Raw genomic sequence first — 14,721 nt, 5'->3', positions numbered from 1 at the left:
TCCCCTTTATCGGTATTTCAGTTCGCTCCGGAAATGGACGGCTGAAAGAAGTTTCGTGCCGCGAAGCTTGGCTATATGCGCTTCAAGAATTCCACCTGCCTCTGTCTTTTTGCCTGCACGCACCAATTCCTCAATCTCCAGCCACTTTCTGTAATCCTGATCTTTTACTCTATTTTTATATGATTGGTAGTCTTCAAACTTGCCTTCCCCCTGCGCGGACGCCGCCAGATAATAATACTTGAAGGTACTATCCTTCATTGGCTCAAGCAATTCACGGGCCTTGCTGAATTGTTCATTTTTAATCAGGAGCATAACTCGGGCAATGTCTCTCATCTTGCCTTTCTTCATCGATGAGGCAATCGTTTCTGCTTCATTCAGATCACCATTTAAAAACCGGTAAAGGAATTTAAAATATTCGTTATGAGATTTTTTTATATACTTCATCATTTTGTTCGTGTCTTTACTCCAGAACAAAGGCGTGACCAAAGGAAATGTTAAAACGATGTACACCGCTATGACCATAAAAGAAAGAAAAACTGAAACCTGAAAAAAGCCCAATACTAATGCAATAAAAAATAAAGCTACATACCAAAGAAGCATTCATGTTCCCCCTATTACCATTTCTATCCTTTACTTTACCATATCGAGGGAAGGATGGAATCCTCAATTTTTCAGTACTGATAACATCATAGGTGTTAACCATAGCAACATTATGTAAACTTCTTATTTTTTGCTTGTCTGGTTTCCTCTTTTCGTATATCATTTACTTTTGAGTGAAATTTGTTAGAATTGGAGTTTTGAAATGAGTTTATGGGAATTTTTAGTCGCGCTTATCCTTGGTATTGTTGAGGGGCTTACTGAGTTCGCCCCAGTTTCTTCTACCGGCCACATGATTATAGTCGATGATTTGTGGCTCCACTCAAAGGAGCTCTATAATGAGCAAGTTGCCAATACCTTTAAAGTAGTCATTCAATTGGGATCCATATTAGCTGTAGTCGTGGTATTTAGGGAACGGATTCTTAATTTGCTCGGTCTCTCGAAAAAAACGACTGACGTTGAAAAGAAGGATCAGTTAGGCCTTAAAAAACTGTTCGTTGGTATTCTGCCAGCCGGTATAATGGGCTTAATATTTGATGACTATATCGATGAGCATCTTTTCTCAGTTAATACCGTTATCATTGGCCTTGTACTTGGTGCAATCTTAATGATTATCGCTGATTTTCTCCGTCCGAAGACACCGAAGGCAAATTCGGTTGATGACGTTACGTACCTTCAGGCTTTAGCGATTGGATCATTCCAGTGCCTTGGTTTGTGGCCTGGCTTCTCCCGTTCCGGTTCGACCATAGCGGGCGGCGTCCTCCTTGGCATGAGCCACCGAGCCGCTTCCGACTTCACCTTCATCATGGCGATTCCAATCATGGCCGGTGCAAGCGGAATTTCACTATTGAATAACTGGGAATACTTTACCATCAATGCCCTTCCATTTATGGCAGTTGGTTTTATCGCTGCATTTATTGTTGCGTTAATTTCAATCCGGTTCTTCCTTAAGTTAATTAACCGCATTAAACTTGTACCATTTGCAATTTACCGAATTGTCCTGGCCGGACTTATTTATGTGCTTTATTTTTAAGTGAATAGTTATGGAAAAAAGGACCTGGTAAGGGTCCTTTTTTTTGCAGAGATTTTAGTTTGATAACGGCGTTCTAGGAATTATGCGCACTCTTTGGGATTTATGCGCACTTTCAGAAATTTACGCGTACTTCCCGAATTTTGTACACTTCACTTTAACAATTCTCTATCGATCGCTGACATTATTAGAAGGGTCCCTGCTCTTTTTTAAGCGAATCCGCTGTGGGCCCTTGTCTTCCAACCGTTCAAGCAGTCCTCTCGATTCTAAATCAAGCTTTACCGCAGTGCAGTACCAGGATGGAGAGCCATCGAAGCTATCCTTCAGTCTTCCTTTTTTCAAAGGATCGGGATTTAAAAGTTAAATCCTGGTAATATGCATCCCTCTCAAATTGCCTTTTTACCAAGATAAGCGACTCTTATTCAATTTTCAATTTATCCCTATCTTAGTAAATATAATAATTCCTCGAATCATGATTTCACAACATACTTTATTAGAAACGTCGTTGATACATAGCCATCAACGCCCGAAAAGCGTTCCAGAGTCAAAAAAGGTCGTTGATACACAGTCATCAACGCCCGAAAAGCGTTCCAGAGTCAAAAAAGGTCGTTGATACACAGTCATCAACGCCCGAAAAGCGTTCCAGAGTCAAAAAAGGTCGTTGATACACAGTCATCAACGCCCGAAAAGCGTTCCAGAGTCAAAAAAGGTCGTTGATACACAGTCATCAACGCCCGAAAAGCGTTCCAGAGTCAAAAAAGGTCGTTGATACACAGTCATCAACGCCCGAAAAGCGTTCCAGAGTCAAAAAAGGTCGTTGATACACAGTCATCAACGCCCGAAAAGCGTTCCAGAGTCAAAAAAGGTCGTTGATACACAGTCATCAACGCCCGAAAAGCGTTCCAGAGTCAAAAAAGGTCGTTGATACACAGTCATCAACGCCCGAAAAGCGTTCCAGAGTCAAAAAAGGTCGTTGATACACAGTCATCAACGCCCGAAAAGCGTTCCAGAGTCAAAAAAGGTCGTTGATACACAGTCATCAACGCCCGAAAAGCGTTCCAGAGTCAAAAAAGGTCGTTGATACACAGTCATCAACGCCCGAAAAGCGTTCCAGAGTCAAAAAAGGTCGTTGATACACAGTCATCAACGCCCGAAAAGCGTTCCAGAGTCAAAAAAGGTCGTTGATACACAGTCATCAACGCCCGAAAAGCGTTCCAGAGTCAAAAAAGGTCGTTGATACACAGTCATCAACGCCCGAAAAGTGTGTCAGAGTCAAAAAAGGTCGTTGATACATAGCCATCAACGCCCGAAAAGCGTTCCAGAGTCAAAAAAGGTCCTTGATACATAACGATCAATGCCCGAAAAGAGTGCCAGAGTCAAAAAAGGTCGTTGATACATAGCCATCAACGCCCGAAAAGTGTTCGAGAGTCAAAAAAGGTCGTTGATAGTAAGTTATGAAAGAAAGACATATAAACTTGTCATTGAAATTCATATACATCTTCTTTATTTTGACGAAATATGGTATATTTTAGCTAAAAACTGAGATTGGTGGATAAGAATGGCAGTTTATATTTTTGGGGTATTGGTATTCTTGAGTACGTTTATACTTAAATGGAATGAACCACACATAAAAGGCTGGCTTGGCGAACGGAAGGTCAGCGCTCTTCTCCATTCGCTTGATTCCAATACATATACTGTTTTAAACGACCTCTACATACCAACCGAAAATGGACAAACAACTCAAATCGACCATATTCTGATTAGCAGAAAAGGAATTTTTGTTATTGAAATGAAAAATTATACTGGCTGGATTTTTGGCACAGAAAAAAGCCCCAGCTGGACGAAGGTAAGAAATAAACATAAACAGCCATTTCAAAATCCAATTCGGCAAAACTACGGCCATATTAAAGCGTTGCAAAATCTCCTTGGGGATTCAGCTGCTGATGTTCCAGTTTACTCCATCATTGTTTTTGGCCGGAATGCTGCCCTAAAGTTCAAAGAACCCTTTCATTCAGCGGCAGTTATCGGTATAGGCAACTTGTTAAAAACGATCGAGATGACTGGTGAAAAAGATAGCGTCTCACATTTTCGCTGTGAAAAGATATCTCAGTCTCTGCAAAAGCTTTACATAAATGACAAACATGCACGGAAACAGCAGCGAAAAAATCATATCCGAGCCATAAAAGGCACTCTTGCTGAGCGCAAAGTCCAAGTGGCTGCAGGAATTTGTCCTACATGTGGCGGCCATTTGATAAAAAGGCAAGGACAATATGGGTCCTTTCGCGGTTGTTCCAACTATCCGCGTTGCCATTTCATTGCTTAAAAAGAAAAGCAACCTATCCCGGTTGCTTTTGCTGTTTCTTTTAAAAAGGGTCATTGTTAGGATCCACGTATGATTCGATTGCCTGATCAAGTGCATTAAACGCTTCGCCAAATGCACCTGCAGAAGAAATGGTACCCGCATGTTCAAGTTCAGGAACAGAGTTTCTCGCCTGTTGAAGCGCAGTAATGCAATCTTTAATCATTGTTCCCTTATCACCGTATTGTTCAAGTGCTGATTGGAGCTTTGCGATGTTTTCATCCAAGTTATGGCGTTCCGGGTGATCAAACGCTTTTTCCAATTCTTCTTTTACCTGCTGAAGGACTTCCTTCATCCATTCCCACTCCTTTGCAAATGTCAATCCCAACGTATTTTGTCCGTTCCCTATGGCTGTTATTCCTTTTAACGAATAAGAAAGGAGTTTACTACAGAGTATAAACACAGCGCATAATTCCCCTTTTGTATCTACTAATTTTAATCTAATCCCATTTGGAAATAACCAAGGAGTTTTAGCGATGAAATTCGGCTGCCATGTTAGCATCCGCGGAGGGTATACAGCCGCTGCACAACATGCTTTAAAAATAGGTGCGGAAACATATCAGTTTTTTCCCAAGAATCCACGCAGTCTCTCGGTGAAGGAATTCGATGTTGCTGATGCAAATCAATGCAGGGATTTTTGCAGGGAAAATGGTCTATTTTCGATTGCCCACACCCCCTATCCAACGAGCATAACCCCTTCTGCTGATAAAAAAGAGCTGAATATCTCTTCCCTTCTCAATGACCTTGAGATTGCGGCTGCATGCGGCTCCGCCGGAGTCGTCGTTCATTTTGGCAATAAAATTAATGAAGAGGATCCACTTGCCAGCTACCACCTAATGCTTGATATGCTCAACCGGGTCCTTTCCCAGTGGGATGGAGAATGTAAGGTCCTGCTTGAAAACAATGCTGGCAAACAAGCTGCATTGGGAACCACACTTGAAGAGCTCGTCCAGATCCGGAATCTTTCAGACTTTCCAGATAAAATCGGTTTTTGCCTCGATACATGCCATGCTTTCGCTAGCGGGCTTTGGAATGGTGATGATACTGATGAGTTGCGTGCCAAAGCGGATAAATTGGGCTATAGCGAACATCTTGTGGCAATTCACCTGAATAATTCCATGCACCCTCATGGTTCAAGAAAAGACCGGCATGCCAATATTTATAAAGGCGGTCTCATAAAGCCGGAACAAATGGAATCGATTATAAAAGCTTTTGAGGAGACTCCCTTTGTACTTGAAACACCTTATGAATTTGGCATCTCCCATGAAGAAGAAATAGCTCAGCTGAAAAGGTTAAATCAGTGACACTTGCAGAAACTAACATGGAGGCAGCTTAAAGGAAGGTGAGACTTGATGAGAAATGTACGCTACCTAATCAGTGATGAATACGAAGCAGAAGAAATTGCCGAAGCACTAAGGCTTCAATTGGATATTAACCGTTACAACAATGTCCAGATTACTGCCGTCGACCGTCGCAACGAACTGATTGTCCAGGTTCCGGAAGCAAATGATGGCCTTGAAGAGGCACTTGGCAGTTTCATGGCGGGTTACCAGCATGGAGTTATCCTTGAATAACAAGAATTTGCATGGCTCCCCGCCATGCTTTTTAGTGTCTATCATTTGGTACCCTATCCTGGACAGGAGACGTTCTGTCTTCGCTCACGTTTTTGGTGATATTCAGAAAGGATAACAGATTATTAATCTCCACGGTTAAGAATTAATCCTGCGAACGATGTATTAATCAAAAACGCTTTTTTCGAACCGACAATTAATACCAAAAGTTTTGTAAAAAAGTTTTCTTCACCCAAATCACCCAGTTTTTGAGCAGAAATCCTTCGCTTGAAACAGAAAACGTGTATACTTGTAGCATTGAAAAGGAGTGTGCACAATGAAGGCGGCGTATTTAGGACCCCATGGGAGTTTTTCAGAAGAAGCAGCGTTAAAGACATTTACTAGTAAAAAGGTAGACTGGCAACTGTGTGATTCCATACTTGAAGTTTTGGAGGCTGTTGGAGACCAGGAGGTTGACCGGGGAATTGTACCGATTGAAAATTCGATTGAGGGAACGATTAATATAACAGCAGACGGGCTCCTCTCAAACGGATTGTTCATAGAGTCGGAAATCATTTTTCCAGTATCCTTGCATCTTTTAACAAATGAAGGAGCGGTTCAATTCGATATTCAGGAGGTTTGGTCCATTCCCCCCGCTCTTGCCCAATGCAAAAAATACATACGGGAAACAAAGGTAAAAACACGTGATTTTGACAGTACTTCTTCAGCCGCAAAAGCTGTAAAGGAAAGCGGCCGGACAGATGTTGCAGCGATTGGATCCAGGTCCGCGGCAAGCTTGTTTGGGCTTCAAGTCGTTGAGGAAACTGTTCAGGACCATTTACAAAATCACACGAGGTTTGTGGTTGTCCGAAAAAAGGAAAATATCAACACGTCACAATGCCATATGAACTCAAAGATGATGCTTTTGATTGAACCATCACTGGATCAGTCTGGTGTTTTATCTGCGATACTGAATGTTTTTTCGGCATTGTCAATCAACCTTACATGGATCGAGTCCCGTCCGACAAAAAAGAAATTGGGAACCTATCACTTTTTTATTGAAGCCGAAACCGGTTTTGACGAAACCCGTGTGGCGAAAGCGCTGACCATCCTGCGTGCATTTGGCCATGAAGTTGAAGTGCTTGGCAGCTACAATACTGTTAAGCTTTAAGGAATTTCCAAAAGGGCCGGGCAACGGCCCTTTTGTCTTTGCCAAAATCAGTCTGAATGAGGGCTGATTTGACAGAATCATGATAAGACCCGCTTTGTACGGGCTTTTCGTTTCTGCGTGATGGTTTAAAAAAACCTCTTTACGGAAAGATAAAAGGGTAAATACTGTTTGGAGTGGTTATTTGTGGAAGTCATGTCTATTGAAAAAGAAATTGGTGGTTTTATCGGGCGGTTGCTGCGTGATGATTTCGGCCGCGGGCCAGGCTCTGTTCATTGTGTTGTGGCAGATCCTTTTATAACCGTTCATGTTACAAACTTTATGTCACCTATGGAAAAATCATTGATGGAACGCGAATACACTGTTTATGTTCAAAAAACACGCGATTTGCTAATGGAAAAGCTAATGAATGAGATAAACGTATACATTGAACAGAATATAGGTAAGCGTGTTCATGATTTTTATTATGATTGGAATCTTGAGGCACAATCCGGGGCCTTTCTCTTCCTGCTATCCCCATTCAAACCTTCCTTGCTTTCTAGGCAATATCGGAATAAAGATAAGGTTCATTCCCATATGAATCAATTTAGTTCGGACGTCCAAAAACAACCCCAGGCTGTGTTTTCAGAGATGTTGTCTCCCAAAACCCTGCTTGTAGCAAGGGTGGGGATTCTGGTTCCTATAGAAAAAGAGCTGGTTCAATTTGATTTTGAGGAAACCCTTCGGATTGCAAAGAGAAGCCTTGAGAAAAGAGCCCTGGAAAAGCATCAGCCTATATTGGAATCGTTATTAGGCACACCTATTAATGATTACTTTGTTGATTGGGATTATCAAAAGGATATTGGATATACCCTTGTTTTTCTTAGTTAAACCATTTATGTAAATTCCCATTGTATTTCAGCCCTTTTCAATGCTACAATAAGTTCAGGTTGTGACAAAAATCATAACTCCCTTATTACCAGATAAACTATTTACTACAAGTTTATATACTTCTGATAGCAATGAATGGATGTTAACGCCGGACATAAGTCAGAAAGAGTGAAGCGAAAGGCTTCTCTTTTTCTGGCTTTTTATTTTTGGTGAGTTTACTAAAAAGAAAGGGTGGTTTTACAAGGACATGGGTAATAACCTATATTCACAAACCGAGCAAGACATAATAAATTGCATTAACAAGATCATTAAGGCAAAACAACAGGATCCTCACAACCAATCTACAGCACCCCATCCCCTCAAAAAAATGGATTTAGAGTCATATCTCGAGACGGTTGCGGCACAACAGTCCATTCCATTTGAAAAACAAAGCACTCCGCTTGAAACGGTTTATAAAGTGAGGCATGAAGGGATCACAGTTAGATGTAAATTTTATTATAGGTATACTACCTACTACACACGGCATCAAGTTACTTTTTCCTAAGACTGACCCTAGCAAATTATATTTCTATACTATTACACGCAGTAGGAGAATGACTGATCACTCCAATCCCTTGACAAGCAACACGGGGCCAGGATCTTTTTTTGCCCTTAACCACTACTGCGTGTCTATGTACATTTCCGATGGAATGTAACCACCCCCCACCTTCCAATAAAGACACTATTCGCAATACTTATGAATAATTTATTCCTTTTAAATCGGCTTTCCACCTTTTGAATTCGCGATAACTTTTTTATCCACCATTAATTAATGCTATTTTAAAAGAGGACTTTCACTTAAAAAGGCGAAACTAAATAGGAGAAGTATTTGGTTTGGAGTCAGGCATTCCCACCTGGTGTTCACCAAGAGTCGGAGTTTAAAGGGGGATTATTCTATGGAACAAGCAAAAAAGTTAAAAGTTGATATTACAAAGACAGTGAATTTACAGTATTTGGTGAATCTGCCAAAAGGGTTTGATTCGGCCAGCCCAGCAAAATATCCGTTACTTCTGTTCCTTCATGGATCAGGTGAACGAGGGACGGAAATTGAGCAAGTGAAAAAGCATGGCTTAAAGGATATCCTATCACATAACCTTCCTTTCATTATTGTTAGCCCGCAATGTCCTGAAAAAACGAAATGGTCCATGGAACTTGATAGTCTGAATGCACTTCTTGATGAGGTCTTGAACAATTACCCTATTGATGAAAACAGAATATATCTGACCGGATTAAGCATGGGCGGATATGGGACATGGGATTGGGCAATGACACGGTTTGATACGTTCGCAGCGATTGCACCCGTTTGCGGTGGAGCAGTTCTTCCCGATCGTATTGAAAATCTGAAGGATATTCCAGTATGGGCTTTCCATGGTGAATATGACAATGTCGTGGTTATCGAGGAAACCAAGAAACTCGTTAATCGATTGGCGTCCATTGGCGGGAATGTCAAAGCAACGTATTATCCTAAAATAGGCCATGACTCCTGGGTACAGGCCTATCAGAATGCTGATTTGTATGTTTGGATGCTGAGCCACTCAAAATAATGAAACCGTCCGCCCCAACATTTGGGGCGGTTTTGTTATGTAACGGACAGTAGGTTTTCGGCTATTTTGTTTTTCGTTCAAGCAAGTGTCTGTGTGGGCTTGTGAATACTTACTTCGCATGACTCCATCAGGGAAAGAAGACGGGAACCGCTTAAAAAACGATGGCTATCAATCCTTCATGTGTGCTTATGAAGACGGGAACAGCCTGAAAAAAGTGGTCTTTCCATCCTTCACTTCTAGCCCTAATTAGGATGCAAAAAAGCCGCTCCGATACCAATCTCAGAGCGGCTTCCACATTATTTAAACCAGCCCTTTTCTTTTGACTGGGTTATGGCCTCAATCCTGTTTGTAACATGCAGCTTGTCGAGAATTGCCGAGATGTAATTCCGGACTGTTCCATGCGAAAGTGTCAGTTCGCTGGCAATTTCCTTTGTATTTTTGCCATCTGCGATTAATCCCAAAACATCCATTTCGCGATCAGTAAGCGGATTGTCTTCACTGTACAAATCATCCATCAGCTCAGGGGCATATATCCTCTTCCCGGAAACAACACTGCGGATGGAGCCGGCAAGCTCTTCACTTGGGCTGTCCTTTAATAAATACGCGCTTACACCGGCTTTAATAGCTCGTTTAAAATATCCCGGCCGTGCAAATGTAGTCAGAATGATAATTTTGCAGCCGGTATCCTTCAATTCCTCTGCTGCTTCAAGCCCATTTTTTCCTGGCATTTCGATATCCATGATGCATACATCTGGGGAGTGTTGCCGGACCAGCTGGACAGCCTCTTCCCCATTGGCCGCCATTCCGACGACTTCCATATCTTCTTCCAGATTCAAAAGCGACCCGAAGGCTCCAAGCAGCATTCGCTGGTCCTCAGCAATGACGATCCGGATCATCTCAATCCCTCCTCTTTTACTATCTTCACTTTTGGTACCTTAATAATCAACTTGGTACCTTGGCCATTTTGAATTTCCAACGTTCCATTAAGGAAATCGAGGCGTTCCTTCATTCCTGACAGGCCGCTTCCTTTTGAAAAATCTTCCTGGTTCACCTTGCCAACTCCATTGTCACTGACAATAAGCGTAATTTCACTTTGAGTATGCTCGAGGCTGATATCGCAATGGGAGGCATTGCTATGGCGAACGACATTTGTTACTGCCTCTTTCAAACACATGCTTAAAATGTTTTCCACTAGAAGCGGAACATTGGGCAGTGACCAGTTTTCGCTGCCTGAAAATTCAATTTCTGCAGCTTTTAACAATTCTTTAACACGGATTATTTCTTCACTCAGGCGGATACCCCGCATCTGGGCTACCATGTTCCGCACTTCATTCAACGCAGTCCGTGCTGTTTGCTGGACGTCCTGCATCTCAACGATTGCCCGTTCGCTATCCTTATGAATAAGCCTTCTGGCGAGGTCGCTTTTCAATCCGATAAGAGACAATTTTTGCCCCAATGTATCATGAAGATCGCGCGCAATCCGCTGGCGTTCCTCAATTTTGATTAATTCTGCAATCCTCTGGTTTGCGACTTCTAGCTTTTCTTCCAATTTTTCTTTTTCATTCCGATATCTGAGGCTGAAGGGCAAGAGAATGAGACTTATGACCACAATAGCCACAAGTGGCAGCTGCTTTTGAAAAAAAGGATCCTGTAAGATGATTTTTGTCGTTACTGCGGTAATCATGCCAACAACGTGAATCGAATAGAGTGTAAAAAAAGGAATCCTGCTTTTAAGTTTGCCAATAAAATATGCAATAAAAAATGCGAAATACACATAACTGAATAAAGTTGTCAATGAAATGGATATGCCGATCAGTATAAGTGTCCATAAATAGACGGTCCACCCTTTTGCCAGGAACGCCAGCCGGTATATAACAAAAAATGACAGAATCAGGATGACTCCCTTAATGATATTTACAGTTGAAGGTGTTAGTGAAATAAAATAAAATGGCAGTATCCCAAGAATTGTCCATATATAAGGAGATATTCCTGTCCTCCCTAATAAATTCCAATATCGTTTAAACATTTTCCGGCCCCATTCCCCCTTGTTTTGCTAACATGCTCCCGCATTTAATGGCTGTATTGACTCCGACTAATTGAAGTTTCACATAACTTTATTTTACCATACAGAAATAGAAGACTCCCCTTCTTATTAAGGAAGGGGAGCGTTTAGACTATTCGGTTTTTGGATTCATCGAGACACCCGCATTGTTTTTAAGGTAAGCCTTTGCTTCTGAATACGTAACAAACCGTTTCTTCTTTTCATCCCAGAGACGGAATTTGAGAGATTCAAGGCTGGTGGACAATGTAACCGTTGGAACATGCTGCAACGGCTGGGTGTTTTTGTGAACTTCTTCGAGCTTGTAGTTCGGTACCCTCGGCGCCAAATGATGAACGTGGTGGAAACCGATGTTTCCAGTCACCCATTGAAGGACCTTTGGCAGTTTGTAATATGAGCTGCCTTCAACCGCAGCTTGAACGTATTCCCATTCAGGATCATGCTCGAAATAGGAATCTTCGAACGTATGCTGGATATAAAACAGCCAAATGCCAAGTGAGCCTGCAATGAATAGGGTCGGTAATTCTACCATCAAGAAAGCCTGCCATCCGATTGCCCAAATCAACAAAGCGGAAATGGCAACAATCCCTGCATTTGTTATCCAGGTGTTCATTTTTTCTGGAAGCCTTGCTCCCTTTCGGTTAAAGCGGCTTTTAATCATGACGAGCCAGATTGGTCCCAACCCAAACATGATGAGTGGGTTACGGTACAACCTGTATTTAAGTTTTTCCAAAGAGGAAGCTTTTGCATACTCTTCAACGGTCATTACCCAAATATCACCTGTCCCGCGCTTGTCCAGGTTTCCGCTGGATGCGTGATGGATATTGTGATCCCGTCCCCATTGCGAATAAGGGAACATCGTCAAGATTCCGGTAAAGGTGCCGACAATTTTATTCCACTTCCTGTTTTTGAAAAAGGAGTGATGGGTGCAGTCATGGAAAATAATAAACGTCCTGACCATGAAGCCTGCTGTAACAAGACATAAGACGAGCGTAAGCAAGTAGCTTACAGATAGTGCCTTGTAGGCAAGATACCATGTGATGAAATACGGAATAATGGTATTTGCAAGTTGAATGATACTTTTGGTTGTCTCAGATTTTTCATAAGGAGCAACTTGTTTTTTGAGCTCTTTTAGTTGGATTTTAACAGACATGTTTAGAAAAAGCCCCTTTCATTCCAATCTTAGTACTTTGATTATAGGAGAAATGAAAAGTGTTGTGCAGTAGCAGCTGTCATGTGACTTACATGACAAATGTCATATTTAGACGATTTTTTTTAAAAAAAGGCCATTTTCTTAAAAAAATTAAAGCAATCGGTCAATTTCCTTTAGGGTTTTGCCAATTGAATCATGAATGGACACTGTATTCTCCTCATTGTCGTAAGGTGTTTTTTCCAAGTTGATGATAAGTAGTGGAACATCCCCTCCCCTGTATTGCGGGAAAGAAGCAAATGGAACAACTTTTAAGCTCGACCCAAGCACAAGGATACAATCGGCGGATCCGAGAAAACCGAGAATCGTTTGAAATCCTTGCTGTGTGAACCATTCGCCCGCATCACCGAACAATACAACATCCGGCTTGATATAGCGGTCCCGCTCATTTTTCGTGTTACAGCGGCTGCACACATAAAAATCTTCCACAGTTTTATATCGATGAAACATTTGCTCTGCCGTGTAGGTTTCCCCGCAGTTCTGACAGGTTGCGGTATTCATGGTGCCGTGGAATTCGATGACATTTTGGCTGCCGGCCTTCTGGTGGAGGCCATCGATATTTTGAGTAATAATTTGAGAAACGCGCCCCTCACTTTCCCATTTCGCCAGGATTTCGTGGCCTTTGTTTGGCTTTGCATCGGGATGATATAGATTTTCCAATGCAAATTGATAAAATCGGCGAGGCTCGTCAAAAAAGTAGCCTAACGACAGGATGTATTCCGGCGCCTCCTGATAAATCCCAGTTCGAGATCTGAAATCCTTTATACCTGATTCCGTACTGATGCCAGCCCCTGTTAAAACAACAATATTATTCGATGCTTTTATAATCTCAACAGCATCCATAAGTTTTTGGTCCGCCATTTTTCACCCTCCCAAATACAGCTTTTCCCATTAACATACCACATAAATAAAGACCTCTATCACAATCCGATGAGGCCTTTTACGGATATTTGAAATTTACCTCTTAACTCGCTGGCTCACTTCATCGAATACCTCAAGCACTTTGTGTGGAGTGCTTGCCCTATAAAAATCATCCAGGAATTTGGTGCCATTCCGGAGGCCTAGAACTGCAGCAGAAATATCGTCTGCGATATCGTGATCAACTTCACCAGCACGAATCATATTTTCAAGCTCCAATGCCATTTCTTTAGAAAAATCCATGCGGATACCTCGCTTTTATTAAAATGCCCGTTCCTCATTTATACAGGTTGCCCAATTATTACCCTGTTATTTATAGTTTCCGGAGAGGTGAGTGACTTTTTTGGAGGAAAGAAGAAGGAGTATGGAGTTTGAGTATGGACCCTGATTACATAAGACGAGGTTTACATTATTAAGACGAAATTCCTCTGAAACTCCTTTTCATTCAGAGATAGTCTAAAAGATAAATCTTTAGAACGTAAAACAAATTCCTTAACTCCGATAAATTCTGATTCTGCAATTAAGTAAAAGTGTGTTCCTTTTTTTATGCCTTGAAAATCTTTCTTAAGCTTATAAATCTTCATTCCATTCGCTGCTCCTTGAATAGTTAAACACCGTAGCGGGTGACCTGTTTACCACATTTAGTACAAATTAGGTTGGAATCATATCGGCAATCAGGAGAGAAGAACCCTGAAGTTTCTATATAATAATGTTTGCAAAATAACTGCTTTATTTTTCTAAACAAGGTCTTCCCTCCCGCTTTCTGTACAAAATCACACCAGTTCTACTTTACCTCTGCTTCGAGAGGCTGTACCTCAATTTCTTCCTGCCACCCTTTGCAGACGTCTACCCAGCCTGTCGCAAAAGAATAGTTCTGGAGCTCATCGAGGGTAACTTCAATAGCCGAGTTGCTGCTTCCACAGGCCGGGAAAAGAGTTGTAAAACGTTTCATTGATTCATCTAGAAAAACATTCAGTTCATTTTTTAACCCGAATGGGCAGACACCGCCAATGGCATGCCCAGTCTGCTCAAGCACTTCCTCAGCCGTAAGCATCCGAGCTTTGAATCCAAACGTATGGCGGAACTTTTTATTATCAATTTTTGCATCACCTGCTGCTACAATCAGAATCGCTGAATCTCCCTCACCTCTGAATGAAAGAGTTTTAGCAATCCTTGCAGGAATCACTCCGATTGCTTCCGCAGCAAGCTCCACCGTTGCACTTGACGTTTCAAACTCCATTATGTCCTGGTCCCGATTCCATTGTTTTAAATGTTCTTTAACGCTTTGCAGTGACACTTAAACACAGCCCCCTTTTCTTTAAAAAGTATCTTATCATATTTTTTTAAAAAGGGAAGCCTGCAGTGTTCAGTTGTCAG

General features: G+C 41.7%; 16 protein-coding genes. 7 read left to right on the top strand and 9 right to left on the bottom strand.

From position 1 onward, the window contains the following. Positions 1 to 6: 6 nt before the first annotated feature. Positions 7 to 600: a hypothetical protein gene (locus A8F94_RS01460; protein ID WP_066194461.1), complete on the bottom strand. Its 594-nt coding sequence runs from the start codon at positions 598 to 600 to the stop codon at positions 7 to 9. 202 nt (positions 601 to 802) lie between these two features. Here A8F94_RS01460 and A8F94_RS01455 point away from each other — a divergent pair, with 202 nt between their 5' ends. Next, positions 803 to 1,630: an undecaprenyl-diphosphate phosphatase gene (locus A8F94_RS01455; protein ID WP_066194458.1), complete on the top strand. Its 828-nt coding sequence runs from the start codon at positions 803 to 805 to the stop codon at positions 1,628 to 1,630. Positions 1,631 to 1,795: 165 nt separating this feature from the next. On the opposite strand, the gene A8F94_RS26630 is transcribed toward A8F94_RS01455, so the two are convergent. Further along, positions 1,796 to 1,969, bottom strand: a complete 174-nt coding sequence (locus A8F94_RS26630; protein ID WP_441294172.1) for a DUF6958 family protein — start codon at positions 1,967 to 1,969, stop codon at positions 1,796 to 1,798. Between the two features lie 1,216 nt (positions 1,970 to 3,185). Between A8F94_RS26630 and A8F94_RS01450 the strand changes: the two genes are divergently transcribed. After that, on the top strand, positions 3,186 to 3,950 hold the full coding sequence (locus A8F94_RS01450; RefSeq protein ID WP_066194455.1) for a nuclease-related domain-containing protein: 765 nt from the start codon (positions 3,186 to 3,188) through the stop codon (positions 3,948 to 3,950). Between the two features lie 40 nt (positions 3,951 to 3,990). Here the strand turns inward: A8F94_RS01450 and A8F94_RS01445 are convergent, their stop codons facing one another. Further along, positions 3,991 to 4,281: a hypothetical protein gene (locus A8F94_RS01445; protein WP_066194452.1), complete on the bottom strand. Its 291-nt coding sequence runs from the start codon at positions 4,279 to 4,281 to the stop codon at positions 3,991 to 3,993. Positions 4,282 to 4,462: 181 nt separating this feature from the next. Between A8F94_RS01445 and A8F94_RS01440 the strand changes: the two genes are divergently transcribed. The 5 genes from A8F94_RS01440 to A8F94_RS01415 all read left to right on the top strand — a co-directional run bounded on the left by A8F94_RS01440 (position 4,463) and on the right by A8F94_RS01415 (position 9,157). Beyond that, positions 4,463 to 5,290 (top strand): deoxyribonuclease IV, encoded by an 828-nt coding sequence (locus tag A8F94_RS01440; RefSeq protein ID WP_066194447.1) that lies wholly within the window; start codon positions 4,463 to 4,465, stop codon positions 5,288 to 5,290. A gap of 45 nt (positions 5,291 to 5,335) precedes the next feature. Continuing rightward, positions 5,336 to 5,560 (top strand): hypothetical protein, encoded by a 225-nt coding sequence (locus A8F94_RS01435; RefSeq protein ID WP_139070001.1) that lies wholly within the window; start codon positions 5,336 to 5,338, stop codon positions 5,558 to 5,560. Positions 5,561 to 5,873: 313 nt separating this feature from the next. Next, entirely contained in the window at positions 5,874 to 6,707 is an 834-nt protein-coding gene (gene pheA, locus A8F94_RS01430; protein ID WP_066194439.1) for a prephenate dehydratase, read from the top strand. 192 nt (positions 6,708 to 6,899) lie between these two features. Continuing rightward, complete coding sequence (locus A8F94_RS01425) at positions 6,900 to 7,574, top strand: Na-translocating system protein MpsC family protein (RefSeq protein ID WP_254660786.1); 675 nt, start codon at positions 6,900 to 6,902, stop codon at positions 7,572 to 7,574. Positions 7,575 to 8,509: 935 nt separating this feature from the next. Next, on the top strand, positions 8,510 to 9,157 hold the full coding sequence (locus A8F94_RS01415) for a dienelactone hydrolase family protein (RefSeq protein ID WP_066194427.1): 648 nt from the start codon (positions 8,510 to 8,512) through the stop codon (positions 9,155 to 9,157). 296 nt (positions 9,158 to 9,453) lie between these two features. On the opposite strand, the gene A8F94_RS01410 is transcribed toward A8F94_RS01415, so the two are convergent. The 6 genes from A8F94_RS01410 to A8F94_RS01380 form a co-directional block, all read right to left on the bottom strand. Beyond that, on the bottom strand, positions 9,454 to 10,053 hold the full coding sequence (locus tag A8F94_RS01410) for a response regulator transcription factor (RefSeq protein WP_066194424.1): 600 nt from the start codon (positions 10,051 to 10,053) through the stop codon (positions 9,454 to 9,456). Further along, on the bottom strand, positions 10,050 to 11,183 hold the full coding sequence (locus A8F94_RS01405) for a sensor histidine kinase (RefSeq protein WP_066194421.1): 1,134 nt from the start codon (positions 11,181 to 11,183) through the stop codon (positions 10,050 to 10,052). The genes A8F94_RS01410 and A8F94_RS01405 overlap by 4 nt, the downstream gene beginning before the upstream one ends. A gap of 148 nt (positions 11,184 to 11,331) precedes the next feature. Further along, positions 11,332 to 12,369: a fatty acid desaturase gene (locus A8F94_RS01400; protein WP_066194418.1), complete on the bottom strand. Its 1,038-nt coding sequence runs from the start codon at positions 12,367 to 12,369 to the stop codon at positions 11,332 to 11,334. A gap of 150 nt (positions 12,370 to 12,519) precedes the next feature. Beyond that, positions 12,520 to 13,287 carry an NAD-dependent protein deacylase gene (locus A8F94_RS01395; RefSeq protein ID WP_077247512.1) on the bottom strand — a complete coding sequence of 256 codons (768 nt, stop codon included), beginning with the start codon at positions 13,285 to 13,287 and terminating at the stop codon, positions 12,520 to 12,522. A gap of 96 nt (positions 13,288 to 13,383) precedes the next feature. Beyond that, the gene (locus A8F94_RS01390; protein ID WP_066194414.1) at positions 13,384 to 13,587 is read right to left on the bottom strand and encodes a hypothetical protein; all 204 of its coding nucleotides are present in this window, start codon (positions 13,585 to 13,587) and stop codon (positions 13,384 to 13,386) included. Positions 13,588 to 14,128: 541 nt separating this feature from the next. Beyond that, a complete protein-coding gene (locus A8F94_RS01380; protein ID WP_066194407.1) occupies positions 14,129 to 14,641 on the bottom strand; it encodes a YbaK/EbsC family protein in 513 nt (170 codons plus the stop codon). Positions 14,642 to 14,721: the final 80 nt, after the last annotated feature.

Source organism: Bacillus sp. FJAT-27225 (assembly GCF_001685025.1).
In the GTDB taxonomy this organism is placed as follows: Bacteria; Bacillota; Bacilli; order Bacillales; family Cytobacillaceae; genus Bacillus_D.
The sequence above is the reverse complement of the archived record's forward strand: the minus strand, read 5'-3'. Positions and strand labels throughout refer to the sequence as shown.

Excerpts from the sequence above, each read along its gene's own strand:
- A8F94_RS01460 (WP_066194461.1), bottom strand. The coding sequence starts at position 600 with ATGCTTCTTTGGTATGTAGCTTTATTTTTTATTGCATTAGTATTGGGC.
- A8F94_RS01455 (WP_066194458.1), top strand. The coding sequence starts at position 803 with ATGAGTTTATGGGAATTTTTAGTCGCGCTTATCCTTGGTATTGTTGAG.
- A8F94_RS01450 (WP_066194455.1), top strand. The coding sequence starts at position 3,186 with ATGGCAGTTTATATTTTTGGGGTATTGGTATTCTTGAGTACGTTTATA.
- A8F94_RS01445 (WP_066194452.1), bottom strand. The coding sequence starts at position 4,281 with ATGAAGGAAGTCCTTCAGCAGGTAAAAGAAGAATTGGAAAAAGCGTTT.
- A8F94_RS01440 (WP_066194447.1), top strand. The coding sequence starts at position 4,463 with ATGAAATTCGGCTGCCATGTTAGCATCCGCGGAGGGTATACAGCCGCT.
- pheA (WP_066194439.1), top strand. The coding sequence starts at position 5,874 with ATGAAGGCGGCGTATTTAGGACCCCATGGGAGTTTTTCAGAAGAAGCA.
- A8F94_RS01425 (WP_254660786.1), top strand. The coding sequence starts at position 6,900 with ATGTCTATTGAAAAAGAAATTGGTGGTTTTATCGGGCGGTTGCTGCGT.
- A8F94_RS01415 (WP_066194427.1), top strand. The coding sequence starts at position 8,510 with ATGGAACAAGCAAAAAAGTTAAAAGTTGATATTACAAAGACAGTGAAT.
- A8F94_RS01410 (WP_066194424.1), bottom strand. The coding sequence starts at position 10,053 with ATGATCCGGATCGTCATTGCTGAGGACCAGCGAATGCTGCTTGGAGCC.
- A8F94_RS01405 (WP_066194421.1), bottom strand. The coding sequence starts at position 11,183 with ATGTTTAAACGATATTGGAATTTATTAGGGAGGACAGGAATATCTCCT.
- A8F94_RS01400 (WP_066194418.1), bottom strand. The coding sequence starts at position 12,369 with ATGTCTGTTAAAATCCAACTAAAAGAGCTCAAAAAACAAGTTGCTCCT.
- A8F94_RS01395 (WP_077247512.1), bottom strand. The coding sequence starts at position 13,287 with ATGGCGGACCAAAAACTTATGGATGCTGTTGAGATTATAAAAGCATCG.
- A8F94_RS01390 (WP_066194414.1), bottom strand. The coding sequence starts at position 13,587 with ATGGATTTTTCTAAAGAAATGGCATTGGAGCTTGAAAATATGATTCGT.